28 protein-coding genes are annotated in these 24,858 nt (G+C 68.5%); 17 read left to right on the forward strand and 11 right to left on the reverse strand.

The genetic code is table 11. The features are described 5' to 3' along the window. Positions 1 to 61 precede the first annotated feature (61 nt). Complete coding sequence (locus tag ACSQ89_RS24475; protein ID WP_436295710.1) at positions 62 to 994, forward strand: hypothetical protein; 933 nt, start codon at positions 62 to 64, stop codon at positions 992 to 994. On the opposite strand, the gene ACSQ89_RS24480 is transcribed toward ACSQ89_RS24475, so the two are convergent. Next, positions 979 to 2,277, reverse strand: a complete 1,299-nt coding sequence (locus ACSQ89_RS24480) for a hypothetical protein (protein WP_436295711.1) — start codon at positions 2,275 to 2,277, stop codon at positions 979 to 981. The two genes, ACSQ89_RS24475 and ACSQ89_RS24480, sit on opposite strands and share 16 nt — an antisense overlap. A 117-nt stretch (positions 2,278 to 2,394) precedes the next feature. Further along, positions 2,395 to 3,165 carry a Crp/Fnr family transcriptional regulator gene (locus ACSQ89_RS24485; RefSeq protein ID WP_436295712.1) on the reverse strand — a complete coding sequence of 257 codons (771 nt, stop codon included), beginning with the start codon at positions 3,163 to 3,165 and terminating at the stop codon, positions 2,395 to 2,397. A gap of 91 nt (positions 3,166 to 3,256) precedes the next feature. On the opposite strand from ACSQ89_RS24485, the gene ACSQ89_RS24490 reads away from it, so the two are divergent. Beyond that, positions 3,257 to 3,661 (forward strand): BLUF domain-containing protein, encoded by a 405-nt coding sequence (locus ACSQ89_RS24490; RefSeq protein WP_093104127.1) that lies wholly within the window; start codon positions 3,257 to 3,259, stop codon positions 3,659 to 3,661. 18 nt (positions 3,662 to 3,679) lie between these two features. On the opposite strand, the gene ACSQ89_RS24495 is transcribed toward ACSQ89_RS24490, so the two are convergent. Beyond that, complete coding sequence (locus ACSQ89_RS24495) at positions 3,680 to 4,000, reverse strand: DUF2917 domain-containing protein (protein ID WP_093104125.1); 321 nt, start codon at positions 3,998 to 4,000, stop codon at positions 3,680 to 3,682. A gap of 139 nt (positions 4,001 to 4,139) precedes the next feature. Between ACSQ89_RS24495 and ACSQ89_RS24500 the strand changes: the two genes are divergently transcribed. Then, positions 4,140 to 5,123 carry a LysR substrate-binding domain-containing protein gene (locus tag ACSQ89_RS24500; RefSeq protein ID WP_093104124.1) on the forward strand — a complete coding sequence of 328 codons (984 nt, stop codon included), beginning with the start codon at positions 4,140 to 4,142 and terminating at the stop codon, positions 5,121 to 5,123. Between the two features lies 1 nt (position 5,124). On the opposite strand, the gene ACSQ89_RS24505 is transcribed toward ACSQ89_RS24500, so the two are convergent. Further along, a complete protein-coding gene (locus tag ACSQ89_RS24505) occupies positions 5,125 to 5,742 on the reverse strand; it encodes a 5-formyltetrahydrofolate cyclo-ligase (protein ID WP_436295713.1) in 618 nt (205 codons plus the stop codon). Between the two features lie 9 nt (positions 5,743 to 5,751). Here ACSQ89_RS24505 and ACSQ89_RS24510 point away from each other — a divergent pair, with 9 nt between their 5' ends. The 7 genes from ACSQ89_RS24510 (at position 5,752) to otsA (ending at position 14,559) form a co-directional block, all read left to right on the forward strand. Then, positions 5,752 to 7,773, forward strand: coding sequence for a transglycosylase SLT domain-containing protein (locus ACSQ89_RS24510; protein WP_436296549.1), 2,022 nt, complete (start codon positions 5,752 to 5,754; stop codon positions 7,771 to 7,773). Beyond that, a complete protein-coding gene (locus tag ACSQ89_RS24515; RefSeq protein WP_436295715.1) occupies positions 7,773 to 8,333 on the forward strand; it encodes an MgtC/SapB family protein in 561 nt (186 codons plus the stop codon). The genes ACSQ89_RS24510 and ACSQ89_RS24515 overlap by 1 nt, the downstream gene beginning before the upstream one ends. An 85-nt stretch (positions 8,334 to 8,418) precedes the next feature. Continuing rightward, a complete protein-coding gene (locus tag ACSQ89_RS24520) occupies positions 8,419 to 9,102 on the forward strand; it encodes a glutathione S-transferase family protein (RefSeq protein WP_093104116.1) in 684 nt (227 codons plus the stop codon). A gap of 41 nt (positions 9,103 to 9,143) precedes the next feature. Then, the gene (locus ACSQ89_RS24525; protein ID WP_436295716.1) at positions 9,144 to 10,400 is read left to right on the forward strand and encodes a multifunctional CCA addition/repair protein; all 1,257 of its coding nucleotides are present in this window, start codon (positions 9,144 to 9,146) and stop codon (positions 10,398 to 10,400) included. A gap of 64 nt (positions 10,401 to 10,464) precedes the next feature. Beyond that, positions 10,465 to 11,226 (forward strand): trehalose-phosphatase, encoded by a 762-nt coding sequence (otsB, locus tag ACSQ89_RS24530; RefSeq protein WP_093104113.1) that lies wholly within the window; start codon positions 10,465 to 10,467, stop codon positions 11,224 to 11,226. Next, positions 11,223 to 13,148 carry a glycoside hydrolase family 15 protein gene (locus ACSQ89_RS24535; RefSeq protein WP_436295717.1) on the forward strand — a complete coding sequence of 642 codons (1,926 nt, stop codon included), beginning with the start codon at positions 11,223 to 11,225 and terminating at the stop codon, positions 13,146 to 13,148. The genes otsB and ACSQ89_RS24535 overlap by 4 nt, the downstream gene beginning before the upstream one ends. Positions 13,149 to 13,173: 25 nt before the next feature. After that, positions 13,174 to 14,559, forward strand: a complete 1,386-nt coding sequence (gene otsA, locus ACSQ89_RS24540; protein ID WP_093104110.1) for an alpha,alpha-trehalose-phosphate synthase (UDP-forming) — start codon at positions 13,174 to 13,176, stop codon at positions 14,557 to 14,559. Here otsA and ACSQ89_RS24545 read toward each other — a convergent pair. Then, a complete protein-coding gene (locus ACSQ89_RS24545; protein WP_436295718.1) occupies positions 14,556 to 14,873 on the reverse strand; it encodes a hypothetical protein in 318 nt (105 codons plus the stop codon). The two genes, otsA and ACSQ89_RS24545, sit on opposite strands and share 4 nt — an antisense overlap. Before the next feature lie 182 nt (positions 14,874 to 15,055). Between ACSQ89_RS24545 and ACSQ89_RS24550 the strand changes: the two genes are divergently transcribed. Then, positions 15,056 to 16,588, forward strand: a complete 1,533-nt coding sequence (locus tag ACSQ89_RS24550; RefSeq protein ID WP_436296550.1) for a PLP-dependent aminotransferase family protein — start codon at positions 15,056 to 15,058, stop codon at positions 16,586 to 16,588. On the opposite strand, the gene ACSQ89_RS24555 is transcribed toward ACSQ89_RS24550, so the two are convergent. Then, positions 16,561 to 17,487: an ROK family protein gene (locus ACSQ89_RS24555; protein ID WP_436295720.1), complete on the reverse strand. Its 927-nt coding sequence runs from the start codon at positions 17,485 to 17,487 to the stop codon at positions 16,561 to 16,563. The two genes, ACSQ89_RS24550 and ACSQ89_RS24555, sit on opposite strands and share 28 nt — an antisense overlap. A gap of 4 nt (positions 17,488 to 17,491) precedes the next feature. Beyond that, positions 17,492 to 17,686 carry a DUF2905 domain-containing protein gene (locus ACSQ89_RS24560; protein WP_093104104.1) on the reverse strand — a complete coding sequence of 65 codons (195 nt, stop codon included), beginning with the start codon at positions 17,684 to 17,686 and terminating at the stop codon, positions 17,492 to 17,494. 115 nt (positions 17,687 to 17,801) lie between these two features. On the opposite strand from ACSQ89_RS24560, the gene ACSQ89_RS24565 reads away from it, so the two are divergent. Next, entirely contained in the window at positions 17,802 to 18,026 is a 225-nt protein-coding gene (locus ACSQ89_RS24565; protein ID WP_436293585.1) for a hypothetical protein, read from the forward strand. A 28-nt stretch (positions 18,027 to 18,054) separates the two neighbouring features. On the opposite strand, the gene ACSQ89_RS24570 is transcribed toward ACSQ89_RS24565, so the two are convergent. Together ACSQ89_RS24570 and hisN are read right to left on the reverse strand one after the other, a co-directional pair. Beyond that, the gene (locus ACSQ89_RS24570; RefSeq protein WP_436293586.1) at positions 18,055 to 18,594 is read right to left on the reverse strand and encodes a helix-turn-helix transcriptional regulator; all 540 of its coding nucleotides are present in this window, start codon (positions 18,592 to 18,594) and stop codon (positions 18,055 to 18,057) included. 148 nt (positions 18,595 to 18,742) lie between these two features. Further along, positions 18,743 to 19,537, reverse strand: coding sequence for a histidinol-phosphatase (gene hisN, locus ACSQ89_RS24575; protein ID WP_436293587.1), 795 nt, complete (start codon positions 19,535 to 19,537; stop codon positions 18,743 to 18,745). A 117-nt stretch (positions 19,538 to 19,654) separates the two neighbouring features. Here hisN and ACSQ89_RS24580 point away from each other — a divergent pair, with 117 nt between their 5' ends. Then, entirely contained in the window at positions 19,655 to 20,041 is a 387-nt protein-coding gene (locus tag ACSQ89_RS24580) for a DUF5329 family protein (RefSeq protein ID WP_093104098.1), read from the forward strand. Between the two features lie 22 nt (positions 20,042 to 20,063). On the opposite strand, the gene ACSQ89_RS24585 is transcribed toward ACSQ89_RS24580, so the two are convergent. Both ACSQ89_RS24585 and ACSQ89_RS24590 read right to left on the reverse strand, forming a co-directional pair. After that, positions 20,064 to 20,954, reverse strand: a complete 891-nt coding sequence (locus tag ACSQ89_RS24585) for a TauD/TfdA dioxygenase family protein (protein ID WP_436293588.1) — start codon at positions 20,952 to 20,954, stop codon at positions 20,064 to 20,066. 32 nt (positions 20,955 to 20,986) lie between these two features. Further along, positions 20,987 to 22,084, reverse strand: a complete 1,098-nt coding sequence (locus ACSQ89_RS24590; RefSeq protein ID WP_436293589.1) for a class I SAM-dependent methyltransferase — start codon at positions 22,082 to 22,084, stop codon at positions 20,987 to 20,989. Positions 22,085 to 22,101: 17 nt separating this feature from the next. Here ACSQ89_RS24590 and ACSQ89_RS24595 point away from each other — a divergent pair, with 17 nt between their 5' ends. Genes ACSQ89_RS24595 through ACSQ89_RS24610 form a run of 4 tightly spaced genes read left to right on the forward strand, consistent with a single transcriptional unit; the run spans position 22,102 to position 24,854 of the window. Continuing rightward, the gene (locus ACSQ89_RS24595; protein ID WP_093104096.1) at positions 22,102 to 22,902 is read left to right on the forward strand and encodes an SDR family oxidoreductase; all 801 of its coding nucleotides are present in this window, start codon (positions 22,102 to 22,104) and stop codon (positions 22,900 to 22,902) included. After that, a complete protein-coding gene (locus ACSQ89_RS24600) occupies positions 22,899 to 23,288 on the forward strand; it encodes a dihydroneopterin aldolase (protein WP_436293590.1) in 390 nt (129 codons plus the stop codon). The genes ACSQ89_RS24595 and ACSQ89_RS24600 overlap by 4 nt, the downstream gene beginning before the upstream one ends. After that, entirely contained in the window at positions 23,288 to 24,199 is a 912-nt protein-coding gene (gene ttcA / locus ACSQ89_RS24605) for a tRNA 2-thiocytidine(32) synthetase TtcA (RefSeq protein WP_436293591.1), read from the forward strand. The genes ACSQ89_RS24600 and ttcA overlap by 1 nt, the downstream gene beginning before the upstream one ends. Positions 24,200 to 24,227: 28 nt before the next feature. Then, on the forward strand, positions 24,228 to 24,854 hold the full coding sequence (locus ACSQ89_RS24610) for a DUF4136 domain-containing protein (protein ID WP_093104091.1): 627 nt from the start codon (positions 24,228 to 24,230) through the stop codon (positions 24,852 to 24,854). The last annotated feature ends 4 nt before the right edge of the window (positions 24,855 to 24,858 follow it).

Here is a 24,858-nt window from a genome sequence, read left to right on the forward strand (position 1 = left end):
CTTGCCGCATCGACCCATAGAACATTTGTTTACACTCGAGCGCGATCAACTGCGACCCTCCATGAACATCACGCTCTGCACGCTTTTCGAACGGAACTACCACTTCGGCGTCGCGGCGCTGGCGAATTCGCTGATCGCCGCGGGCTACACCGGCGAGCTCTGGGTCGGCTACCGCGGTGCCCTGCCGGGCTGGATCGTCGATTCGCCGGCCTTCGACCGCGTCACCGGCCGCCTGCAGGCAGCGCCCGGGCTGGTGCTGTGCATGCTGGAGCTCGACACCCCGCTGCACTTCACCTACTACAAGCCGACCTTCATCCGCGAGATGCTGGAGAAGCATGCGCCGCAATCGGATGTCGTGGCCTACATCGATCCGGATATCGTCGTGAAGTGCGACTGGCCCGCGCTGACCGGCTGGTTCACCGAAGACGGGATCTCGCTGGCCGAAGACGTCAACTGGTGCTTCCCTGCGCGGCATCCCAAGCGGCTGCTGTGGGCGCGCTTCTTCGAACCGCACGGCGCCACGCCGCGGCGCGGGCTCGACCGCTACTACAACGCGGGCTTCATCGCGGTCTCGCGCGCGCATCTCGAGTTCCTGGACCTGTGGCGCCGTCTGTGCGACCTGGTGGTGGCCTACAACGAGCATGCCAAGGAGCTCAAGGCCGGCGGTTCCGCCGCCCTGTTCCATTCGACCGACCAGGACGCGCTGAACTTCGCCCTCACCGTCTGCGAGGCGCCGCTGAACACGGCCGGGCCGGAAGCCATGGATTTCGCGCCCGGCGGCTACTACCTCTCGCACGCGGTCGGCTCGGTCAAGCCCTGGCATGGCGGCCACATCCGCCAGGCCCTGCGCGGCATGCCGCCCTCGGCCGCGAGCAAGTGGTACTACCGCTTCGCCAATGCGCCGATCAAGGCGTATTCGGACGGCGAGCTCGCCAAGCGCCAGCTCTCGCTGAAGATCGCCGCCGCCATCGGCCGGGTCTACAAGCGCGCCTGAGCCTCGTCGACGGCATCCTTGCGCCACTCCAGCCAGCGCACGGCCAGGAGGAAGTACTGGTAGCCGAAATTGGCCAGGCTGGTGGCGATGCCGAAGCCGAGCACCGAGCGCAGATCGCTCACGCCCACCAGCCACAGATAGAGGATCTGGGTGATCAGCGTCACCGCGATGCTGTAGGTCTGGCCCGCGGTCGCGCCGCGGACCGACAGGGTGCGGAAGGCAAAACCCGAGGCGTTCATCAGGATCGAGGCCAGGAACACCATCCACACCAGCGGCGTCATACTGGTGTACTGCTTGCCCAGGAGCAGGATCCAGTACTGCGGGAAGAAGAAGGAAGTCAGCAGGACCAGGGCGCCCATGGCGAAATAGGCCACATGGGCCTGTGCCACGATCGCGCCGAGGCGCGCGCCCACCGGCGCCCGCGCGATGGCCGGGAACAGCAGGGTGTTGGTCACCCGGTCGACCACGATCAGCACCATGGCCAAGCGGCCGAAGGCGCCGACCTCGGCCATCATGCTGGCGGTGCCGAACAAGGACACCAGGAACACGGTGATCACGCCCTGCACCTGGTAGAAGATGGCCGGCAGCACCAGCGGCTTCGCGATCCGCAGCACCTGGGCGTCCACCTTCTTCGTGTCGGCCGCATCGAGATGGGCATCCGGCAACTGCTGTGTCCTGAACGCCTTGCGGTACAGCATCACGCTGACGAAGCTCGCCGCGGCGGTCGCCGCCACGATGCCGGTCACCGACCAGGACGTCGCGGGCAGCAGGAGCACCATGCCGACGAAAGCGATGCGCACGCAATGGGACAAGAAGGCGATCCGGTTCAGGGTCGGGATCTGGCCGAGGATCAGCAGCACCGTGTTGGCGTAGTGCTCCCTGAGCGACAGCAGGACGACGGCGACCATGAGCAGCGAGGCCGCGAGATAGGCCCAACCGGACCACGCGTGCTGCTGCGAGGTATAGAACCAGTAGGGCCCGATCACGGCCAGGCCCAGCGCCAGCAGCAGCCAGCGCTTGCGGAACACCTGGTGGCAGACGCCCACGACCCACGGCACTTCGCCCGCGCGCTGGCCGACGATGGGCAGGGTGCAATGGGCGAGCCCGAGGTCGGTGATGCCCAGGATCAGCGTCATGCACGCGACCAGGAAGGTGTAGGCCGCGTACTGGTCCTTCGGCATCACGTTGACGATGAGCAGGCCGGCAATGCCGCCGATGGCCACCCCGAAAGTTTCGACGCCGCCAACCATGGCGACCTGGCGCAGACGGGACAGGAGTTTCACAGGGGCAGCGCAGTCAGGGGGTTGGCCGGCGGCTGCCGGGTCGGGGCTCGTGCCCGGGATTTCCGGGCGGGGCCTCTACGATACGCGATGGCCGTGACCAAGGCCTGTTGACAGGCCCTAGATCAGCGGCGTGGGCCGCAGCGGCCGCTCGAAATAGTCGCCCAGCGTCTCGAGCGCATGCGGCTCGAGGATGCGCAGCCATCCGCTGTCGAGCTTGTAGAGCCCGCGCTGCTGCAGCCGCCGCAAAGTCTTGTTGGTGTGCACCAGCGACAGGCCCAGTGCATCGGCGATGTGCTGCTGGTTGAACGGAAACACGACCCAGCCCTCGCGGGCCATGCCGACGCGTTCGGCGCGGCGGTAGAGATGCATCAGCAGCATCGCGACCCGCTCGGCCGCGTTGCGCCGGCCGGCGGTCACGAGGTTGTCGTCCACCATCTTTTCCTCGCGCGCCGCCAGCCACGTGATGTCGTAACCCAGCTTGGGCTGGCTGTGAAACAGGTCCCAGAGCTGGTCGCGCGCAAAGACGCACAGCGTGACAGCGGTCACCGCCTCGACGCCGTGCGTGTGACTCTCGGCAAACTCGTCCTGCAGCCCGATGAAGTCGCCCGGCAGCAGGAAGCTCAGGATCTGCCGCCGGCCGTCGCTGAGCGTCTTGAAGCGAAAGGCCCAACCGGAATAGAGCGTGAACAGCTGCGCACTGGGGCGGTCTTCCTCGACCACCGGCCGGCCGGCATCGACGACGCGCGTGCCCGTGCGGAAGGACTGGATGGCATGCAGTTCCTCGGGTGATACGGGCAGGAAAGCGGGGTTCCGGCGCAGGCCGCACTCCTCGCACGGATGGGCGCAGCGCGGCGGATGGACAAGGGCCGGATAGTCCTCGAATTTCACCGACCCACTATAGGCCTTGCGCCTATGTCTTTTCACATTTCGCGCGCTGTTCGGCGCACCTACACTGCGCTCGCTTCCAACCCGCGACCGAATGACCGAACTCCACGAGATCCTCTATTGCAGCCTGCTGGCACCCGGCCAACCCACCGAAGTCGTGGGCCAAATCGTGACTCGGGCGCGAGCCCGCAATGCAACGGAGGGAATCACGGGACTGCTGGTGTTCGACGGCATGCGCTTCTGCCAGCATTTCGAAGGCCCGCGAAAGCAGGTGCTGGGCCTGCTGAACCGCCTGGAGGCCGACCCGCGGCACATCGAGATGCGCGTGGTCTATGAAGGCGGACTCTCGAAACGCCGCTACCAGCGCTTCGAGATGGGCCTGGCCCAGACCGAGGACGGCGAGGAAGGCGAAGACATCGCCATCCTTCAGCAACTCGACGGGGCCGAGGCGCTGGAGCGCTTTCTGGCGCTGCGCCCCCGCCTCGACATTGCTGGATAGCCGGCAAGCCCCGACGGGCTAGGCCGTCGCGACATCCCAGCTGTAAGTGGCGCCGTGGCTGTCCCAGGGCTCCATCACGATGCGCTCGCCGGCGGCGACGGCCAGCGTTTCGCCCGGTGCGAGCACCAGGTCTTCGCTGCCCCAGACATCGGTGGCATCGCGCGTGACCCACACCCGGCCTTGCCGGATGCGCAGGATGCTCGCGCTGGAGGCTCTCAGACTGGTCGCCTCGCCCGCGGACAGCTGCCATGCACCCCGGCGCACGGCCGGCGGTACGGCAGCCGGACGTGCCAGGGCCGGGGACGGGAACGTAGAGGTGGTGGTGCAAGCGGCGGACATGTGAGACTCCTGTAGAGGGTTTTCTCCGAAACGCAATTGCGCGCTTCGGGAATGAATGATCGGCGCTTCCCCGTTGGCGGTCCAATGAAAACGCGGTAGCCTACTGATTCCGCTTTCGCATCAATCCGACTTCCACCCCATGCAGCATTCCCAGACCCATCTGCGCTCCCGCCCGATCTCGGCCGGTCACCTGCGCGCCTTCGAGGCCGTGGCGCGGCACCTGAACTTCCGCGCCGCGGCGGAAGAAATGGCGCTGACCCAGTCGGCCGTGAGCCGGCAGATCCAGTCGCTGGAAGAAGAGGTGGGCGTGAGCCTGTTCCTGCGCCATACGCGCGCGGTCGAGCTCACGAGCGCCGGCGCCCAGTTGCTGCTGGCGGTGCAGCAGTCGCTGCCGCGCATCGACGGCGCGGTGCGCCAGATCCGACAGAGCGCGGGCCGCAAGAGCGTGTCGCTCACGACTTTTGCCTCCTTCGCCTCGATGTGGCTGATCCCGCGGCTCGAGGCCTTCCAGCGCGACAACCCCGAGATCGACATCCGCATCGACGCCACCGACACGGCGCTGGACATGGACCTCGCGGACATCGACATCGCGCTGCGCTACGGCCCCGGCGAGAGCATGCCGGCCGGCGCGGTGCGGCTCTTCGGCGAAACGCTGACGCCGGTGGCGAGCCCCTGGCTGATCAAGAGCAACCCCGCGATCAAGGAGCCGGCCGACATCGCGCGTTTCGCGCTGATCGAGGCCGGCGATGCGCACCGCACGCACCTCGAATGGCTCACCTGGCGCCGCTGGTTCGAAGTCAACGACCTGCATCGGGCGCAGCCTAAGCGCTGGCTCTATTTCAACTACGCCTACCAGATGGTGCAGGCCGCGCTCACCGGCCAGGGCCTGGTGCTGGCACGCAGCTCGCTGATCGCCGAGAGCCTGGCCAACGGCGACCTGGTCGAGGTGCTGCCGCAGCACCGCATGGATTCACCGATGGCCTACTGGCTGATCGTCGGTCCGCGCAACGCGCAGCGGCCCGAGATCAGGGACTTCTGCGACTGGCTGCAGTCGCAGGCCGCGGTCACGCGCGAGACCATCGGCGAGGTGCCGGACCCCGACACCGTCGATCAGCTGGACTGAATCAGCCCGCCGGCCAGACTACGCCGTTGTCGTTGAGGATGGCGTCGAGCGGCAGATCGTGCGCCTCAGGCTCGAACTCCTCGATGTAGCCGTTCGTGAAGCCGAGCCCCACGGTGAAAGGCCGCGGCTCCAGCGCCGCCAGCGTGCGGTCGTAGAAGCCGCCGCCGTAGCCCAGGCGGTAGCCGCCGGCGCTGTAGCCCAGACAGGGCACGAACAGCAGCGTGGGCACGATCAGCTCGGTGTCCTTCGGCTTCGGAATGTTGAAGGCGTCGTTCTCCATCGGACAGCCCGGATACCACGCGCGAAAGGTCAGGATCTTGTGGACGCGGTCGACCACCGGCAGGCCGATGCGCCGGCGGTGCGGCTCGTCCAGCAATTCCCCGTCTTCCTTCCAGCGATGCAGCGCGGGCAAGGGATCGAACTCGCCCTTGATCGGCCAGTAGGCGCCGATCACGGTGTCGGGCCGGCCGACCAGCCAGATCCGCATCACGCGCTGCAGCAGGTCGGCGCGCGCGAGGCGGTCGGGCATGGCGAGGCGCTGCTCGACCAGCGCTTTTCGCAGCTGTTGCTTGAGAAAGTTGGCAGTTGCCGAGGTGTCGGCACCCTTTGACTTGTCCATAATCGCCCGATGCAGTTTGCAAGCATTTTGGCACCCGCGCCCCGCCGGCCCCGCGCACCCTTCTCCACCCTCGTTCTTTCGCTCGTCCTCGCCACCGCGGCACTGCTGCAGCCGGCCTGCGCGCAAAACCACGACGACGACGTGCTGGTGCAAATGAAGCAGGCCTTCCAGCGCGGCGACAAGGCGCGTCTGACGGCCCTGCTGCCGCAGGCAAGAGGCCACGCGCTGGAACCCTGGGCCGCCTACTGGGAGCTCAAGGCGCGCCTTCAGGAAGCGAGCGCCTCCGAGGTGCAGGACTTCTTCTCGCGCTACGCCGGCACCTACCAGGAAGACCGCCTGCGCAACGACTGGCTGATGCTGCTCGGCCAGCGCCGCGACTGGGACGGCTTCGCCACGCTGCACCCGGCCTACCGCATGAACGACGATGCCCAGGTGCGCTGCTACGCCATCCTTGTCGAAACGCTGCGCGGCGGCAACGCCACCAAGGCGCAGGCCGACGAAGTCCGCCGCAACTGGCTGGGCCAGCGCGAGCTCGACGACGGCTGCCTGACCGCGGCCGACCGCATGATCGCGGCCGGCCAGATGTCGCCCAACGACGCATGGAAAAAGGCGCGCCTTTCCATCGAGGCCAACCGGCCGCAGGCGGCCCGCGCCGCGGTCCTCCTTGCCGCGCCCGATGCCGTCGCGCAGTTCGACGAGCTGAATGCCAGCATGGCCAAGTTCCTAACCGGCCGCGCCTTCGTCGCCACCAAGGCGCGCAAGGAGCTGGTGGTGCTCGCGCTGATCAAGATGACCATCGCCGACCCGGACATGGCGGCCTCCCAGCTCGAGAGCAAGTGGGGCCCGATGCTGACGTCGGAGGAGCGCAACTGGCTCTGGGGCGCGATCGGCCGCCAGTACGCCGTCAAGCTCTCGCCGGCGGCGGGCGGCGCCTTCGCGAACGTCACGAAGAACGGCGATCTCTCCGACGACATGCTGGCCTGGAAGACGCGCGCCGCGCTGCGCAGCGGCCACTGGAAGAACGTGCAGGCCGCGATCGATGCCATGAGCGAATCGACGCAGCAGGATCCGACCTGGATCTACTGGAAGGCACGCGCCCTCCACGCCCAGGGCGGTGACGAGCGCCGCGCCCAGGCGCGCGCGCTGTTCGAAAGCATTGCCGGCACGCGCGGCTTCTACGAACTGCTGGCGCTCGAAGAGCTGGGCGAGCGCGCCACGGTGCCGACCCGCCCGGCGCCGCTCACGGCCGAAGAAAAGGACGCGGCACGCAACAACCCGGCGCTCAACCGCGCTCTCAACGCGATCGCGATCGGCCTGCGCCCCGAGGGCACGCGCGAGTGGAACTACGCGACCAACCTGCACGACAAGGGCGGCATGGGCGACCGCGAACTGCTGGCCGCGGCCGACCTCGCCTGCCGGCGCGAAGTGTGGGACCGCTGCATCAACACCAGCGAGCGCACCAAGGGCATGATCGATGTCGAGCAGCGCTACCCGATGCCCTTTCGCGACACCGTGGTGCGCAAGAGCGAGGAGATCGGCCTCGACCCGGCCTACGTCTACGGCCTGATCCGGCAGGAAAGCCGCTTCATCATGGACGCGCGCTCGGGCGTCGGCGCCTCGGGCCTGATGCAGGTGATGCCCGCCACTGCGCGCTGGACTGCCAACAAGATCGGCCTCGCGGGCTTCACGCCCGGCCAGATCAACGACCGAGACACCAACATCACCATCGGCACCAACTACCTCAAGCTCGCGCTCGACGACTTCGACGGCTCGATGGCGCTGGCCGCCGCGGCCTACAACGCCGGCCCGGGCCGGCCGCGCAACTGGCGCAACGGGCCGGTGATGGAAGCGGCCATCTGGGCCGAGAACGTGCCCTTCAACGAGACCCGCGACTACGTCAAGAAGGTGCTCGCCAACGCCACCAACTACGCGGCCCTGATCACCGGCCGGCCGCAATCGATCAAGGACCGCCTCGGCAACGTAGGCCCGCGCGACGCCGCCGAGCCCGAGCCCAACAAGGACCTGCCCTGATGGCCTGGTGGGACGAAGCCGCAAGCACCATCGCGGCCGAGTTCTCGGACGTCGGCGACGTCGCCCAGTTCACGCGCATCCTGGTGCGCCTCTTTCTCGCGGCGGTGCTGGGCTTCGCGCTCGGTTTCGAGCGCGAACAGCACGGCAAGGCCGCCGGGGTGCGCACCCACATGCTGGTGGCGATCGGCTCCGCGCTCTTCGTGCTCGTGCCTCAGCAGACCGGCATCGTGCCGGCCGACATGAGCCGCGTGATCCAGGGCCTGGTGGCGGGCGTGGGTTTTCTCTGCGCCGGGACCATTCTCAAGCAGGGCCGGGACGAACGGCACGTGGAGGGCCTCACCACCGCGGCCGGCCTCTGGATGACGGCCGCCATCGGCATGGCCTGCGGACTCGGACGCGAGGTGACCGCGATACTCAGCGCCCTGCTGGCGCTGGCCGTGCTTGCGCTGGTGCCGCGACTGGTGGAGCTGATCGAGCGGATGATCGGCCCGCCTCCCGGCGGCGGTGCGAACGGGAAACCCCGCGTGATCGCCTCGCCCGACGACGAAACCAGGCGCTGAGCATCAATGGCGCACGCCTTCGGCATCAATCGCGCGCTGCCCAGCCGCTAGCATCGAGGGCTTTGCAGCAATCTGGAGGACCGCGATGCCCAAACTCTACATCGGCAACAAGAACTACTCGTCCTGGTCGATGCGGCCATGGGTGCTCATGAAGCAGGCCGGCATCGCGTTCGAGGAAGTCATGGTGCCCTTCGATGACTTGGATGCCGACTCGCACTTCAAGAAGACCATCCACGCGATCAACCCGACCGGCCGCGTGCCAGTGCTCGTGGACGGCGCCACCATCGTCTACGACACGCTGGCGATCTGCGAATACCTCGCCGAGAGCCATCCCGACAAGGCCCTCTGGCCGCGCGACATGGCCCAGCGCGCGCATGCGCGCAGCATCTGCGCCGAGATGCACGCAGGTTTCGGCGCACTGCGCACCCACTGCGGAATGAACATCGAGGCGGACCTGCGTGAGCAGGGCCGGATCATCCTGCGCGACAAGCCGGAGGTGGGTGCCGACCTCGCGCGCATCGTGCAGATGTGGAGCGGCCTCCTGGAAACCCATGGCGGGCCGATGCTGTTCGGCGAGTTCGGCATCGCGGATGCGTACTTCGCGCCGGTCGGCGTGCGCATCAGGACCTTCGGCCTGCCGGTGCCTGCCGCGATCACAGCCTATATCGAGCGCGTACAGCAGCTTCCCGGCGTGAAGGCCTGGATCGATGAGGCGCTGGTCGAGAAGCGCTTCGTCGTCATCGACGAACCCTACCGAATCGAGCGCTGAGCGAGATCCGGCATGAGGGGCCAGCACCTAAACTGCGTCCCATGCAAACCTATCTCGTCGGCGGCGCGATCCGCGATGCGCTGCTGGGCCGGCCCGGCAGCGATCGCGACTGGGTCGTGGTCGGCGCCACGCCCGAAGAGATGGTGGCCAAGGGCTTTCTGCCGGTGGGCCGCGACTTCCCGGTGTTCCTGCACCCCAAGACGCGCGAGGAATACGCGCTGGCGCGCACCGAACGCAAGAGCGCGCCCGGCTATCGCGGCTTCACCATCCATGCCGCGCCCGACGTCACGCTCGAACAGGACCTGGCCCGGCGCGACCTGACGGTCAACGCGATCGCGCTGCCGGCAAACAAGGCCGCCAGCGCCATCGACACAGCGCACCTGATCGACCCCTTCCACGGCCGGCACGACCTTGCGCAGAAGCTGCTGCGCCACGTGACCGATGCCTTCCGCGAGGACCCGGTGCGCATCCTGCGCGTCGCACGCTTCGCGGCCCGCTTCACCGACTTCGAGGTCGCCCCCGAAACCATGGCGCTGATGCGCGAGATGGTCGCGGCCGGCGAAGTCGATGCGCTGGTGCCCGAGCGCGTCTGGCAGGAGCTCGCGCGCGGGCTGATGGAAGCCAGGCCCTCGCGCATGTTCGAGCTGTTGCGCGATTGCGGGGCATTGGCCGTGCTGCTGCCCGAGCTCGACCGGCTGTGGGGCGTGCCGCAGCCCGAAGCCCATCACCCCGAGGTCGACACCGGCCTGCACCTGATGATGGTGCTCGACATGGCGGCGCGGCTCGAGGCGCCGCTGGCGGTGCGCTTCGCCTGCCTGGTGCACGACCTCGGCAAGGGCAGCACGCCGCCCGAGGTACTGCCGCGCCACATCGGCCACGAGCAGCGCAGCGCGAAGCTGCTGCAGGCTGTGTGCGAGCGCTGGCGCGTGCCGGTCGAGCTGCGCGAACTGGCCGAGGTGGTGGCGCGCGAGCACGGCAACATCCATCGCAGCGGCGAACTCAATGCGACGGCGCTGGTGCGGCTGCTCGAACGCTGCGATGCATTTCGCAAGCCGGAGCGCTTCGAACAGGCGTTGCTGGCCTGCGAATGCGACGCGCGCGGGCGGCTCGGGCTCGAGGACAGCGCCTACCCGCAGCGCGAGCGTCTGCTGGCGGCACTCGGCGCGGCGCAATCGGTCGAAACGGAGCCCATTGCACGCGACGCACAGCTGGCGGGTGCAGCGGGCCCGAAAATCGGCGAGGCAATCGCCCGTGCGCGGGTTGCCGCCGTTGCAGCTGCGCTTCCGCCGCGCGCCTAGAAAACCGATTTGCGGTCTTGGCCGACGCCCCCCACTGCCCGAGTCTGCTATGGTTTTCCCCTAAATGCAGACGCCCCCCCGCCTCACGCCAGACGCTGCCCTGTTCCTCGATTTCGACGGCACGCTCGTGGCCATTGCCGAGACGCCCGAAGCGATCGAGGTGCCGACTTCCCTGGTCGCTCTGCTCGACGACCTGCACGACCTGCTGGGCGGCGCGCTGGCGGTCGTGTCCGGCCGGCAGATCGACGTGCTCGACCGCTTCCTTGCACCGCTGCGCCTGCCGGCCGCCGGCGAGCACGGCGTGCAGCGCCGCGATGCCGAGGGCCGGATGCAGGAGCAGCGCGCACCCGACCTCAGGATGGTGCTGGACGTCGTCAACGAGCTCGCGCGCGTCTACGAAGGCCTGCTGGTGGAACGCAAGCATGCCGCGATCGCCCTGCACTACCGGCTCGCGCCCCAGCTCGAAGCCGTCTGCCGCGACGCGCTGCTGCGCGCGATCGACGGCCAGCCGCAGCTGGAGCTGCTGCACGGCAAGTTCGTGTTCGAGGTCAAGCCCGCGGGCATCAACAAGGGCGTCGCGATCGACGCCTTCCTGCGCGAAGCGCCCTTCGCCGGCCGCATGCCGGTCTTCGCCGGCGACGACACCACCGACGAAAGCGGCTTCGCCATCGTGCAGCCGCGCGGCGGCGTGGCGATCAAGGTCGGATCGGGCCCCAGCCTGGCGCTGCATCGGCTGGATTCCCCGCGCGCCGTGTTCGAATGGCTGGTCCAGGCACGCGATCTGCTCGCTGGACCGGAATCCGACACGGAAGGAAAACCTGCATGACGACGAATCTGAAAGAGGTCGCCGCGCCCGAAGACCGCGCCGGCGAGTCGATTGCCGGCGCCGCCGGCGCTAGCGACAAGGCAGCGCCGCATCCCGAGGTGCTGGACGCACCCGCTGCCCGCCGCGGCTTCGTTGCGCCGGCCAACCCCTCGCTGAAGCTGGGCGTGATCGGCAACTGCGCCTTCAGCGCGCTGGTCGACGAGCGCGGCCGCATCGTCTGGTGCTGCCTGCCGCGTTTCGACGGCGAGCCGGTGTTCAACGCGCTGCTGCATCCGGCCGAGGATGCGAGCGCATGGGCCATCGAAATCGAGGACTTCGCATCGGCCAAGCAGTGGTACGAGCCGAACACCGCCGTGCTGCGCACCCAGCTCTTCGACAGTGCGGGCCAGGGCCTCGAGATCACCGACCTGGCGCCGCGCTTTCACAGCCGCTCGCGTTATTTCAGGCCGCTCACAATCGTTCGCCGCGTCAGGCCGATCCAGGGCACACCGCGCATCCGCGTCTCGCTGGCCCCTCGCTTCCAGTGGGGCGCGACGGCGCCGACCATCACGCGCGGCAGCAACCACATCCGCTATGTGGGGCCCGACTTCGCGTTGCGTCTCAACACCGACGCCCCGGTCTCGCACGTGCTTTCGCGCCAGCCCTTCGTGCTGTCGCGCGAGCACAACTTCGTGTTCGGCGCCGACGAGACGCTGACCGACGGCATCGCCGACACGGCGCGCCATTTCGAGCAGGAAACCATCGCCTACTGGCGCACCTGGAGCAAGCGGCTCGCGATCCCCTTCGAGTGGCAGGAAGCGGTGATCCGCGCCGCGATCACGCTCAAGCTCTCGCTCTACGAGGACACCGGCGCCATCGTCGCCGCCATGACCACCAGCATTCCGGAGGCGCCGGGCAGCCAGCGCAACTGGGACTACCGCTTCTGCTGGCTGCGCGACGCCTTCTTCGTGGTGCGCGCGCTCAACAGCCTGTCCGAGGTCGGCACCATGGAGGACTACCTGCGCTGGCTCAGCAACGTCGTGATCGGCTCGCACGGCCAGCACATCCAGCCGCTCTACGGCATCGGCCTGGAGCGCGAACTGCCCGAGTCCTTCGTCGAAGGGCTGGCCGGCTACCGCGGCATGGGGCCGGTGCGCGTGGGCAACCAGGCGCAGGAGCACTTCCAGCACGACGTCTACGGCAACATCGTGCTCGGCGCCTCGCAGGCCTTCCACGACCACCGGCTGCTTAGCCGCGCCGGCGTGGCCGAGTTCCCGCACCTCGAAGCCGTGGGCGAGCAGGCCATCCGCGTCTACGGTACGCCCGATGCCGGCATGTGGGAGCTGCGCACGCGCGCGCGCGTGCACACCAGCTCGGCGCTGATGAGCTGGGCCGCCTGCGACCGGCTCGCGAAGGTGGCGCGCGCGCTCGGCCTGCCGGAGCGCGCGGCCTACTGGCACGGCCACTCCTCGCGCATGCACGAGGAGATCCTCACCAAGTCCTGGTGCGAGGAGCGCCAGGCCTTCGCCGAGAGCTTCGGCGGCCACGAGCTCGATGCGAGCATCCTGCTGATGGCCGAGGTCGGCCTGATCGATGCGCGCGACCCGCGCTTCATCTCGACCGTCGAGGCGATGGAAAAATCGCTCTGCGACGGCCCCTACATGCGCCGCTACGAGGCGGCCGACGATTTCGGCAAGCCCGAGACGGCCTTCAACATCTGCACTTTCTGGCGCATCGACGCCCTGGCCAAGATCGGCCGCAAGGCCGAGGCGCGGCAGATCTTCGAGACCATGCTGGCGGCACGCAATCCACTGGGCCTGCTGTCGGAAGACACGCACCCGGTCACGGGCGAGATGTGGGGCAACTTCCCGCAGACCTATTCGATGGTCGGCATCATCAATGCGGCGGTGCGGCTGTCGGCTCCCTGGGATTCGTGCATTTGAAACCGGCCGCGATCACAAGGAGCCCATGAGCCGTCTCGTCGTCATTTCCAATCGCGTTGCCGATCCGCGCAAGCCCGCGGCCGGCGGGCTGGCCGTGGCGCTCGGCGAAAGCCTGCAGCTGACCGGCGGCCTGTGGTTCGGCTGGAGCGGCACCATCGTCGAGAACGGCCCGACCGGCGAAGGCGATATGCACCGGCAGCAGGCCGGCAAGGTCACGCTCGCCACCCTCGACCTCGGCCGCGAAGACCACGACAGCTACTACCTCGGCTACAGCAACGACGTGCTGTGGCCGGTGTTCCACGACCGGCTGGACCTGGCCAACTTCGAGGCCAGCTTCATCGGCGGCTACCGGCGCGTGAACCAGCTGTTCGCGCGCAAGCTGCTGCCGCTGCTGCAGGACGACGACATCATCTGGGTGCACGACTATCACCTGATCCCGCTCGCGGCCGAGCTGCGCGCGATGGGGTGCAGGCAGCGCATCGGCTTCTTCCTGCACATCCCGCTGCCGCCGCACATCATCATGGCGGCGGTCCCGCAGCACGAATGGCTCATGCGCTCGCTCTTCGCCTACGACCTGATCGGCTTCCAGGCCCAGCAGGACGTGCAGCATTTCGAGCAGTACGTGCGCAACGAGGCCAACGGCGCCTTCATGGGCAACAGCATCTACCGTGCGTACGGCCAGACCGTGCGCTGCGGCGCCTTCCCGATCGGCATCGACGTCGACGAGTTCGCCGCGCTCACGCATGCCAAGGAATCGCGCGACATGTACGAGACCATGAAGCGCGAGTACTCGAGCCGGCGCCTGCTGCTGGGCATCGACCGGCTCGACTATTCCAAGGGCATCCCGAACCGCGTGCGCTCCTTCCGCGAACTGCTGGCCAACTACCCCGAGAACCGCCGCAGCGCGACCCTGATCCAGATCGCCTCGCCCACGCGCGAGACGGTCGACGCCTACGCCGACATCCGGCGCGAGCTCGAATCGCTGTGCGGCGCCATCAACGGCGACTACGGCGAGCTCGACTGGATGCCGGTGCGCTACATCCACCGCATGGTGGCGCGCAAGCGCGTGCCGGGGCTGTGCCGTGCGGCCGCGGTTGGACTGGTGACGCCGCTGCGCGACGGCATGAACCTGGTGGCCAAGGAATACATCGCCGCGCAGGACCCGGCCGATCCGGGCGTGCTGGTGCTCTCGCGCTTCGCCGGTGCGGCCGAACAGTTGAAGGAAGCGCTGCTGGTGAACCCCTACGACACGCACGGCACCGCCGAGACCGTGCAACAGGCGCTGCAGATGCCGCTGGAAGAGCGCCGCGAACGCCACCAGAAGCTGCTGGCGCGCATCCGCGAGCAGGACGTGCACTGGTGGCGGCGCAGCTTTCTCGAGGCGCTACGCGCGGCCGAGAGCGTGCGCTAGCTCGCGAAGAGCAAATGCACCAGCCGCGCGACGCGCGAACTCACGGCCGGCACCGCGGGCGCCGCTTGCGGCACGCCCCTGAGGCGCACCGGCGCCAGCGCCGTGACCTCGATCCAGCCGCCGCGCCCGGCAAGGTAGGCCTCGCCTTCGTCGAAGCTGTTCTCCACGCTGAACACGGTGTCGCCGAACCAGGACGGCGGCGACACGATGCGCACGCGGCCTTCCATGACCAGCAGCGAGGCGCCCGCATCGACCGCCAAGCGCAGCGATTGGTCGGGCTCGAGCCGCGTGGTTTCGGAAAGATCGCTGGTCATGGCTGGCCTCTTTCGATGCAGAGTGGGGATGGCTGAATCGTAGGCAGCGGGCTGCCGCAAAAACAGGCACAGCCAAGGGCAATCGGAAGCGCAACAGTGGCGCTCCGAACCCATCTGTTATGGTCGTTTTCCCCCGCATCTGCATCTGTTTTCCCTGCCCTCATTGCCGGAGCATCGAAGCCATGGACTCACCCCCGCTCTACCGGCAGCTGGCCACGCACTACCTCGACGCGATCCGCGCCGGCTCGCTCAAGCCCGGCGACAAGCTGCCCTCGCTGCGGCGCCTGATGCGCCAGCACGACATCAGCCTCTCGACCGCGCTGCAGCTGTGCCGCGCGATGGAGAGCGAAGGCTGGGTCGAGGCGCGCGAGCGCTCGGGCTACTTCGTGCGGCGCCCGCGGCGCCTGTCGATCGCGGCCATGGACGAGCCCGCGGCCGACCGGGCGCCCGACCCGGCGCAGTACGTCGGCATCCACGCCAAGGTGTCGGACTTCGTGGCGCGCCGCCGGCAGATCCCCGAGAAGCTCAACCTCTCCATCGCGCGCGGCGCGCCGGAGCTCTATCCGGCCGAGGCGCTGCGCAGCGCCATGACGCGCATGCTGCGCCAGCACCCCGGCATGCTGGCGGTCGCCGCGCCGCTGAAGGGCCATCGCCAGTTCCGGGAGGTGCTCGCCCAGCGCAGCCTGCGCGTGGGCATGACGATCTCGCCGGAGGACATCCTGGTGACCAACGGCTGCATCGAGGCGCTCAACCTCGCGCTGCGTGCCGTGGCGCAGCCGGGCGACACGGTGGCCGTGGAGTCGCCCACCTTCTACGGCCTGCTGCAGGTGCTCGAGAGCCTGGGCATGCGCGCGTTGGAGATCCCGACCAGCCCGCAGACCGGCATCTCGATCGAGGCGCTGGAACTCGCGGTCCGCACCTACGACAACATCAAGGCCGTGGTGGTGGTGCCTCACCTGCAGAACCCGCTGGGCAGCGTGATGCCCGATGCCCACAAGGCGCGGCTCGCGCAGCTGTGCGAGCAGCACGCGATTCCCTTGATCGAGGACGACACCTACAGCGAGCTCATCGATGCGCAGATGCCGCCGCGCGCGCTCAAGTCCTGGGATGCCAGCGGCAACGTGATCCATTGCGCCTCGCTGCACAAGATCCTCGCGCCCGGCCTGCGGCTGGGCTGGATCGCGGCCGGGCGCTGGCAGGCGCGCGTGGAGATGCTCAAGTTCGCGCAGACGCGCAACAACGAGGGACTCTCGCAAGGCGCGGCCGGCCTGTTCATGGCCACCGGCGCCTACGATCGCCACCTGCGCCATCTGCGCAACTGCCTGAAGACGCAGCGCGAGCAGACCGCCGATGCGATCGCGGGCTACTTTCCTGCAGGGACCCGCATCAACCTGCCACCCGGCGGGCTGCAGCTGTGGGTCGAGCTGCCCGAGCGCCTCTCCTCGTCGCGGGTCTTCGATGCGGCGCTGGCCGAGCGGATCGTGGTGGCGCCCGGCACGCTGTTCTCGAACTCCTCGCGCTTCGACCACTACATGCGCATCAACTGCGGTTGGCCCTACGGCGAGACGGTCGATGCCGGCCTGCGCCGCCTGGGCCAGATCGTCGAGACGTTGAGCCGGGGCGCAGGGAAGGCACAGACGACTCGGCCATCGCCTGCACCCGCCTGGTCGCCTGAGGCGCGCCGGCTTCAGTCGAGCAGCGCCAGCGCCGCGTAATCACCCACCTTGTCGCCCAGCCCCGCGGGCACCAGCACTGCACCGCGCGTCAAAGCGACCAGCTTGCCGTCGACCTGCGCCTGCAGGCGCGGCAGCAGGAAATCGCGGTTGTTCCAGAACACGCTGCCGCCCAGGCTGATGCGCTGCAGATCGAGCGTGGCGACCAGGTTGTAGAGCATGCGGCCCATCACGCGGCACAGCGCATCGGTGGTGGCCAGCGCCTGCGGATCGCCCGCGGCCGCCGCGGCGAAGAGATCCGCGGCCGAATGCCCGAAGCGGCGCGCGATCGAGTTGCCGGCGGCCAGGCCCTCGACGTCGCCGACATTGCCGCAGCCGCACAGCGCGTTGCTGTCGTCGTCGACCACGAAGCTGTGGCCCGCATGGCCCGCGTTGCCGTTCTTGCCGTGCAGGATGCGGCCGTCGACGCACAGGCCGACGCCGACGCCGGTGCTCCAGGTGACATAGGCGCAATGATCGGCGCCCTGCAGCGCGCCCCAGCGGCGCTCGGCCTCGAGCGCGGCCACCGCGTCGTTCTCGACCCGCACATGAGCGAAACGCCGCTTGAGCGGCGCCTCGACGATCGCCGTCATCCAGTTGTTGGGCAGGCCGCGCGCCGGGCCCGCGATGCCGCCGCAGATATTGGGCGTGGCGAGTTCGACCATGCCGTCGCGCAGCACGAAGGGTCCGGCCGAGGACACGCCCACGCGGGCGATCGAATCGGCGGCGATGCCCTGCTCGGCGCAGATCTCGTCGATGAGCCGCAGGATCTGCAGCGCCACCGCATCGTTGTCGCCGGTCTTGGCGGTCGGTTCGCTGCGCCGGCCGATCAGCGGGGATGCGCTGTCGGCCGACAGGCTCACGGCCACCTTGGTGCCGCCGATATCGACACAAGCTCTCATCGAATCAAATCCACTTTGCGATCAAGGCTGCGATCGTGCTGAGCACCACCGTGCTTCCGATCGGCAGCTGCCATTCGCGCCCGAAGGCGCGGAACTCGAAGTCGCCGGGCAGGCGCCCGAAGCCGTAGCGCCGCAGCCACTCGGTGAGCCCGCTCATGAGGACCAGTGCAAGCACGACGACGATCAGCCAGCGAATCATGCGAAGAGTCTAGCTCTGCCAGCGACAGGCCGCCCGAACGCATGACGCAAAACTCCAAGACCGCGGGGCCGCGTCTGCGGATCATCGAAGCTCTTTCCAATTCGAGGAGCACATCATGTTCGACCCCACCCCCCGCGCCGGGCTGGCCGGCCTGCTGTGCGTGCTGGCCGCCGGCATCGGCGGTTGCGATGCGCGGGGCACCATTCATTCGGCAGCCCAGGCCACCGAGGCCTGGAGCGACCACGGCAAGGTCATCGTCTGGCAGGGCATGGAGGAGCCGCGCGAACGCACATCCGCCGCGCGGACCGAAGGCGCGGGTGGCCCTGTCAACGATCTGTGAGGAAGGCGCGGTGGCCGCAGCCGGCTTCTCAGGCCGCCAGCCGCAAGGCCGGCGGCATGACCGTGCGATGCGCGAACGCCGAACGCAGCGCGGCCGCAGCCCCGTCGCCGTCGCGCAGATGGCGCGGCGTCACGCCGGCGGTTTCGCCGAAAACGCGCGTCATGTGCGCCTGGTCCGCAAAGCCGTGTTCCGCGGCCACCTGCGCCAGCGGCATGCCATCGGCGATCGCGCAGGCCGCGCGCTGGAAGCGCACCAGGCGCGCGTAGGTGCGTGGCGCCACGCCGAGACAACGCCGGAAATCGCGCTCGAGCTGGCGCCGGCTCACGCGGTGCCGGCGCGCCAGCTCGTCGATCGGCGTGTCGGCCGCGTCGAGCAGCGACATCGCCGCGGCGGCCGCGCGCTCGACCTGCCAGCCCAGCGGGCGGCGTTCGCCAAAGCGGGTTTCGAGCCAGCGTCCGAGGACCGCACCGCGCTCCTCGCCGGACGTCGCATCGATCAGCGCAATCAGGCCCAGCAAGGCCGGATGCCGCGAGGGCGGGATCGCCGCGTGGATGGCGTGAACTGACATCGAAAGAACTCCCGCGAGACAGTGAGGGGAGCATCGATTGTTCGGATCACGGCGCGGGTTGTCGTGAGGCGACTGTCCCGGTTCGAGCGCTGCGGGTGCGCCGGACGGGTGATCGGGCGGGACAAAGGTCCCGCGTCGACTGCTTTCTTCAGCGGCCGCCTGCCGCGCCCAGCACCGCGAGCGCCTCCCGGTGCAGCGCCGGCGTGGCCGCGGCGATCACGCGGCCGTCGGACTGCAGGCCCAGCGGCTGGCCCTGCCAGTCGGTGATCACGCCGCCGGCCGCCTCGATCAGCCCGGCGGGGCCCAGGTAGTCGTAGGGCTGCAGGCCGGTCTCGACCACCAGGTCGATGGTGCCGCCCGCGAGCTGCGCGTAGCCGTAGCAGTCGCCGCCGAAGCGGCGCATCGCGCAGCGGCGGCTCAGCGTGTCGAAGGCCTGCCAGTCGGCCGCATTGAAGATGTCGGGCGAGGTGGTGACGATGCGCGCCTCGGCAACAGCGCTGCAGCTGCTCGCGCGCACCGCCTGCCCATTGCGCTCGGCACCGAGGCTGTGCAGGCCGACCCAGCGCTCGCCGAGCACCGGCATGTCGATCATGCCGAGCTCGACGCGGCCGCCGCGCACCAGCGCGATCAGCGTGCCCCAGAGCGGCGAACCGGTGATGAAGCTGCGCGTGCCGTCGATCGGGTCCAGCACCCAGACGCTCGCGGCGTCCACGCGCTCCAGGCCGTGCTCCTCGCCGAAGATGCCGTCGGCCGGGCGCTCCCGGCCGAGGATCTCGCGCATCGCGGTCTCGGCCGCGCGGTCGGCCTGGGTGACCGGACTCTCGTCGGCCTTGGCAATGATGTCGAGCGGCGTGCGGAACAGGCGCAGCGAATGCGCGGCCGCGGCGTCGGCCAGCGCGTTGGCGATGCGCAGATCGTCTTGCGAAGGGAGGTGGGAGCTCATGGCGCGAGAAGGCAAAAAAATAGATTAAACCTGACAGCAGGCTGCTTTGACGCCCCACGCCCAGCGCCGCTAGCATCGGCTGGACTTGCGTGACCCGCTCTTTGGAGTCCGATGCCAATGAACACACTTCGATTCCTGCAAGCCCTGCTGGCCGCGATGGCTTTTGGGCTGTGTGCGGCCAGCCCGGCCCACGCCACCCCCTCGGCCTCCGAGCAGAGGGTGATCGAGACCCTGATCCAGCGCGTTGCCAGCCAAAAATCGATGAAGTTCATGCGCAATGGCGAGGAGCACGATGCCACGGAAGCGGCGCAGCACCTGCGCGCCAAGTACGACCACTTCAAGGACAAGATCGTGACCGCCGAGGATTTCATCCGGCTGTGCGGCACACGCTCCGAAGTGACGAAGGTGCCCTACAAGGTCCGCACGGCGGACAAGCGCACGCGCAACTCGAGCGATTTCCTGAAGGACGAGCTTCGCCTGGTGAGACGTCAGGCCAAGGCCTGAAGCGCTTCGTCGCGGCCAGGCTTCAGAACGGCAGATCGCCCTCGATGGTCGTTCGGTAGAGCTTGCGTCGCAGTTCGTCGGGCGTGCCCGCAGCCAGGTGCATCAGCGAGCGGTTGTCCCAGAACACCAGGTCGTGCGGCGCCCAGCGGTGGCGGTACACGTACTCGGGCTTCACGCTGTGCGCGAACAGCTCGGCCAGCAACGCATCGCTTTCCTCCTGCGGCAAGCCGACGATGCGGGTCGTGAAATGTTCGCTGACGAACAGCGCCTTGCGGCCGGTTTCGGGATGGGTGCGCACCACGGGCTGAACCGCGGGCGCGACCTTGTCGATCTGGGCCTGCGAGAGCTTGGGGCGCCACGGATTCTTGGCGCGCAGTTCCTCGTACTTGGCGAGGTAGCTGTGCTCGGCCTTCAACGGCAGGATGCGTTGCTGCATCCCGGGGCTCAGGCCCTCCCAGGCGAGATGCTGGTCGGCGAAGAGCGTGTCGCCGCCTTCGCTCGGCAGTTCCTGCGCGTGCAGCAGCGAGCCGAGGCTGGGATGGGGCTTGTAGGAAATGTCGGAATGCCAATAGGCGCCTGCGTCGCCGAGGCCGAGCGGCTCGCCGTCGGCCTTCTTGATGTTGGAGACAATCAGGATCTCGGGATGGCCCTCGAGATGAAACTGGTGCAGCACATGGATCTCGAGCGGGCCGAAGCGGCGGCTGAAGGCGATGTGCTGGTCCGGCGTGATCTGCTGGTCGCGGAACACGAGCACGTGGTGGTCCAGGTGCGCGCGGTGGATGCGCCTGAAATCGGCTTCGTTGATCGGCCTTCCGATGTCGAGGCCGACGATCTCGGCGCCGACCGGTGCATCGAAGGGGCGCACCTCGAAGTCCTGATGCGGCGCGGTATCTGCGGTCGGGGCGGCAGTCATGCGGCCCATTCTCGACGAATTGTCCAACCGCTTCAGAGCGTGTGGCTGCGGTCGCCCTCGGCAAAGCCCAGGGCGTCCCAGGGCTCGCCGGCCGCGAAGCCGATCACCTTGAACAGCTCGCCCATCTCGTGCTCGTGGATCAGGCGCGCGGCCAGCGTGCGCTCCGCCAGGGACGCCTGCTCCATCATCGGCAGGATGCCCGCGTTGAGCAGAAACCTCGCCTGGCTCGTGTAGCCCAGCACCTCGAGGCCGGCCTCCTGGCCCGCGAGCGCCACACCGGTGAAGTCGACGTGGGCCGTGATGTCCTTCTCCCCCACCTCCGCCAGCGGATCGCCGTCCGCCTGGTGGCCGCGGTGGCACATCACGGTGCCCATGTGGCGCTGCGGATGGTAGTACTCGGCTTCGGGAAAGCCATAGTCGATGAAGAAGGCCGCGCCCTCTTTCAGCCTGTCGGCCAGCGTGGCAATGAAGGCCTGGGCCTGCGGATGGATTTCGGTCAGGTAGTCGTGCGCGCCCTCCACCTCCACCGGCGGCCGCAGTTCGGTCGGACGGTCTTCCCAGGCGAAGCCCTCGCCCCGGCGCACCACGCCGCGTTCGAACCACGCACCGCCGCTGCGCGCCAGCAGCTGCACCGGCATCGCATCGAGCACCTCGTTGCCGACCACCACGCCGCGCATCGTCTCCGGCAGCTCGGCCAGCCACTCGACCTTGCCGACGTGGCGCGCGAGCGCCTGCTGCTGGCGCTCGCGCAGCGTGCCGGACAGGTCGACGATGCGATAGCGCTCGACGCGATCGCCCAAAGCGTCGAGCAGCTGCAGCGCGAGCGCGCCCGAGCCGGCACCGAACTCCCAGAGCTCGTCGGTGCCGGTCTTCGCCAGCGCCTCGGCCACCTGCACGGCCAGGGCGCGGCCGAACAGCGGCGTGAGCTCGGGCGCGGTCACGAAGTCGCTGCCCGAGGCGGGCATCTGGCCGAACTTGCGGCTCGCGTTGGCGTAGTAGCCCAGGCCCGGCGCATAAAGAGCCAGGGCCATGAAACGGTCAAATGGCAGCCAGCCTCCGGCGCGCTGCAGGGTGGCATCGATAATCCGGGTCAAGGGGGTGGCGCGTTCCGCGCTGTGCTCCTGGTTCATACGGGAAATCTATCAGGATGGCTGAATCGACCCCACGCCCCGGCGTGCTCGTGACCGGCGGCGGCCAGCGGCTCGGCGCCGCGGTCTGCGACGCCTTCGCGCGCGCGGGCTGGACGGTGTGGTGCCAGTACCGCGCCTCGCGCGCGCAGGCCGAGGCACTGTGCGCGCGCCTGCGCGACGAGGGACACCGTACCACGGCCATCGAAGCCGACATCGCGAGCGAAGAGGGACGGCGCGCGCTGATCGCCAAGGTCACGGCCGACGGCCCGCTGGGCTGCATCGTCAACAACGCCTCGGCCTTCGAGCCCGACACCGGCCTGGATTTCGACGCCGATGCCGCGCTGCGCCAGCTCGGCGTGAACCTGGTCGCGCCGCTGTCCCTGGCACGGCTGCTCGCGAAGAGCGCCGCGCCCGGCGACGGCATCGACCGTTCGGCCATCCACATCCTGGACCAGAAGGTCTACAACCTGAACCCCGATTACTTCTCCTACACGGTGTCCAAGCTGGCGCTGGAGCGCGCCGTGGCGTTGCAGGCCCAGTCGCTGGCGCCCGCGGTGCGGGTGTGCGGCGTGGCGCCCGGCATCCTCTACACCAGCGGGCCGCAGAACCAGGCCAACTTCGAAAAGGCCTCGCGCGCCAACCTGCTGCGCCGGCCCATCGATGCGGCCGACGTCGCCCGCGCCTGCGTCTTCCTCGCCGGCACGCCCAGCGTGACCGGCACCACCCTTTGCGTCGACAACGGCCAGCACCTGGTGCCGCTGGCACGCGACATCATGTTCGTCGTCGACGAGCTGCTGAAAAAAGATTCCACACCATGACCACTGCCGCCCTCGACCCTCTTCTGCTCTCGTGCCGGCGCGTCTTCCTGCGCAACTACGAGGTCTGGATCAACATCGGCGTGCACGAGTTCGAGAAGCGCGCCGAACAGCGCGTCATCATCAATGTCGATCTCTACGTGCCGCTGGACGTCTCGACGCCGAAGTCGGACGATCTCGACGAAGTGGTCGACTACGACTTCATCCGCCGCACCGTCGCCACGCGCCTCTCCAAGGGCCACATCCACTTGCAGGAAACGCTGTGCGACGACATCCTGACGCAGGTGCTCGCGCATCCCAAGGTGCAGGCCGCGCGGGTGTCGACGGCCAAGCCGGATGTGTACCCCGACTGCGAGGCCGTCGGCGTTGAAGTTTTCAGGAGCAAATGATGAGTGCGGTATGGATCGACGAAGCCCCTTCGTCCACCAACAACAACGTGAAGATCGAGCGCGAGACCCACAAGCTCGAAAAGCGCCTGTGCCGCGAGGTCGGCCGCGCGATCGTCGACTACAACATGATCGAGGAAGGTGACAAGGTCATGGTCTGCGTCTCGGGCGGCAAGGACAGCTACGCGCTGCTCGACATCCTGCTCAAGTTGCGGGCCCGCGCGCCGATCCACTTCGACATCGTCGCGGTCAACCTCGACCAGAAGCAGCCCGGCTTTCCCGAAGATGTGCTGCCGGGCTACCTCACTGCGCTCGGCGTGCCCTTCCACATCGAGGAGCAGGACACGTACTCGATCGTGAAGCGCGTGATCCCCGAGGGCAAGACCACCTGCGGCTTGTGCAGCCGTCTGCGCCGCGGCATCCTGTACCGCGTGGCCGACGAGCTCGGCGCCACCAAGGTCGCGCTGGGCCACCACCGCGACGACATGCTGCAGACCTTCTTTCTCAACATGTTCTTCGCAGGCAAGCTCAAGTCGATGCCGCCCAAGCTGATGAGCGACGACGGCCGCCACATCGTGATCCGGCCGCTGGCCTACGTGGCCGAGAAGGACCTGGTTCGCTGGGCCCAGCACCGCGAGTTCCCGATCATTCCGTGCACGCTCTGCGGCAGCCAGGAGAACCTGCAGCGCAAGCAGGTGGGCGAGATGCTGCGCGAATGGGACCGCAAGCACCCGGGGCGCGTCGAGAACATGTTCAATGCGCTGCAGAACGTGGTGCCTTCGCATCTGCTGGACGGAACGTCCTTCGATTTCAAGGGTCTCAAGGCCACCGGCGTGGCCGATGCCGAAGGCGACAAGGCATTCGACGCACCCGAGTTCCCGGAGCCGTCCGCGCTGCGCATCGTGCAACTTTGAGGGACGGCGCTTCCACGAGGAGATCCGCATGAAACTTGCGCTCACCGCCCTGGTGCTGACCGTCGGCCTCACCGGCTGCGCCACCCGCTGGGTGGTCGACAGCGAGGTGAAAAGTTTCTCCAACATCAGCGCGGTTCCGGCCGGTGCCACCTACCGCTTCGAGCGCCTGCCCTCGCAGCAGGCCAGCGAGGCTTCGCAGCAACAGCTCGAAACGATGGCGGGCGCCGCGCTCGAACGCGTCGGCCTGCGCCGCGACGACGCCAACCCCCGCTACACGGCACAGATCGGCGCCCGCGTGACAGCCGAGCTCTCGCCCTGGGCCGACCCCTGGTTCTACGGCGGCGGGCCATGGGGGCCCTACCGCTACGGCCGCTACGGCTCGCCCTGGTACGGCCGGGGCTGGTATGGCGGCGGCTGGTACGGACCGGCCTTCCCGCCCGCCTCGAACCCCTGGTATGCGCGCGAGGTCAGCATCGTGCTGCGCGAACTGCCGTCCAACCGCGTGGTGTACGAAACCCATGCGCGCAACGACGGCCCCTACACGGCCAGCGCGACGGTGCTGCCGGTGATGTTCCAGGCTGCCTTGCAGGGCTTTCCGAATCCGCCGAAGGGCGAACGCCGGGTGGACATCGAGGTCTCGACCGCCAAGAACTAGAGTC

The sequence above is a fragment of the Variovorax sp. LjRoot175 genome, from assembly GCF_964253805.1.
Lineage (GTDB): Bacteria > Pseudomonadota > Gammaproteobacteria > Burkholderiales > Burkholderiaceae_C > Variovorax.

Coding starts and splice junctions, on each gene's coding strand:
- ACSQ89_RS24600 (WP_436293590.1), top strand. CDS start 22,899: ATGACCACTGCCGCCCTCGACCCTCTTCTGCTCTCGTGCCGGCGCGTC.
- ACSQ89_RS24490 (WP_093104127.1), top strand. CDS start 3,257: ATGACCGAACTCCACGAGATCCTCTATTGCAGCCTGCTGGCACCCGGC.
- ACSQ89_RS24610 (WP_093104091.1), top strand. CDS start 24,228: ATGAAACTTGCGCTCACCGCCCTGGTGCTGACCGTCGGCCTCACCGGC.
- ACSQ89_RS24525 (WP_436295716.1), top strand. CDS start 9,144: ATGCAAACCTATCTCGTCGGCGGCGCGATCCGCGATGCGCTGCTGGGC.
- ACSQ89_RS24505 (WP_436295713.1), bottom strand. CDS start 5,742: ATGGACAAGTCAAAGGGTGCCGACACCTCGGCAACTGCCAACTTTCTC.
- ACSQ89_RS24500 (WP_093104124.1), top strand. CDS start 4,140: ATGCAGCATTCCCAGACCCATCTGCGCTCCCGCCCGATCTCGGCCGGT.
- otsA (WP_093104110.1), top strand. CDS start 13,174: ATGAGCCGTCTCGTCGTCATTTCCAATCGCGTTGCCGATCCGCGCAAG.
- ACSQ89_RS24495 (WP_093104125.1), bottom strand. CDS start 4,000: ATGTCCGCCGCTTGCACCACCACCTCTACGTTCCCGTCCCCGGCCCTG.
- ACSQ89_RS24520 (WP_093104116.1), top strand. CDS start 8,419: ATGCCCAAACTCTACATCGGCAACAAGAACTACTCGTCCTGGTCGATG.
- ACSQ89_RS24550 (WP_436296550.1), top strand. CDS start 15,056: ATGGACTCACCCCCGCTCTACCGGCAGCTGGCCACGCACTACCTCGAC.
- ACSQ89_RS24580 (WP_093104098.1), top strand. CDS start 19,655: ATGAACACACTTCGATTCCTGCAAGCCCTGCTGGCCGCGATGGCTTTT.
- otsB (WP_093104113.1), top strand. CDS start 10,465: ATGCAGACGCCCCCCCGCCTCACGCCAGACGCTGCCCTGTTCCTCGAT.
- ACSQ89_RS24475 (WP_436295710.1), top strand. CDS start 62: ATGAACATCACGCTCTGCACGCTTTTCGAACGGAACTACCACTTCGGC.
- ACSQ89_RS24545 (WP_436295718.1), bottom strand. CDS start 14,873: ATGACCAGCGATCTTTCCGAAACCACGCGGCTCGAGCCCGACCAATCG.
- ttcA (WP_436293591.1), top strand. CDS start 23,288: ATGAGTGCGGTATGGATCGACGAAGCCCCTTCGTCCACCAACAACAAC.
- ACSQ89_RS24595 (WP_093104096.1), top strand. CDS start 22,102: ATGGCTGAATCGACCCCACGCCCCGGCGTGCTCGTGACCGGCGGCGGC.
- ACSQ89_RS24585 (WP_436293588.1), bottom strand. CDS start 20,954: ATGACTGCCGCCCCGACCGCAGATACCGCGCCGCATCAGGACTTCGAG.
- ACSQ89_RS24565 (WP_436293585.1), top strand. CDS start 17,802: ATGTTCGACCCCACCCCCCGCGCCGGGCTGGCCGGCCTGCTGTGCGTG.
- ACSQ89_RS24515 (WP_436295715.1), top strand. CDS start 7,773: ATGGCCTGGTGGGACGAAGCCGCAAGCACCATCGCGGCCGAGTTCTCG.
- ACSQ89_RS24560 (WP_093104104.1), bottom strand. CDS start 17,686: ATGATTCGCTGGCTGATCGTCGTCGTGCTTGCACTGGTCCTCATGAGC.
- ACSQ89_RS24590 (WP_436293589.1), bottom strand. CDS start 22,084: ATGAACCAGGAGCACAGCGCGGAACGCGCCACCCCCTTGACCCGGATT.
- ACSQ89_RS24555 (WP_436295720.1), bottom strand. CDS start 17,487: ATGAGAGCTTGTGTCGATATCGGCGGCACCAAGGTGGCCGTGAGCCTG.
- ACSQ89_RS24510 (WP_436296549.1), top strand. CDS start 5,752: ATGCAGTTTGCAAGCATTTTGGCACCCGCGCCCCGCCGGCCCCGCGCA.
- ACSQ89_RS24535 (WP_436295717.1), top strand. CDS start 11,223: ATGACGACGAATCTGAAAGAGGTCGCCGCGCCCGAAGACCGCGCCGGC.
- ACSQ89_RS24570 (WP_436293586.1), bottom strand. CDS start 18,594: ATGTCAGTTCACGCCATCCACGCGGCGATCCCGCCCTCGCGGCATCCG.
- hisN (WP_436293587.1), bottom strand. CDS start 19,537: ATGAGCTCCCACCTCCCTTCGCAAGACGATCTGCGCATCGCCAACGCG.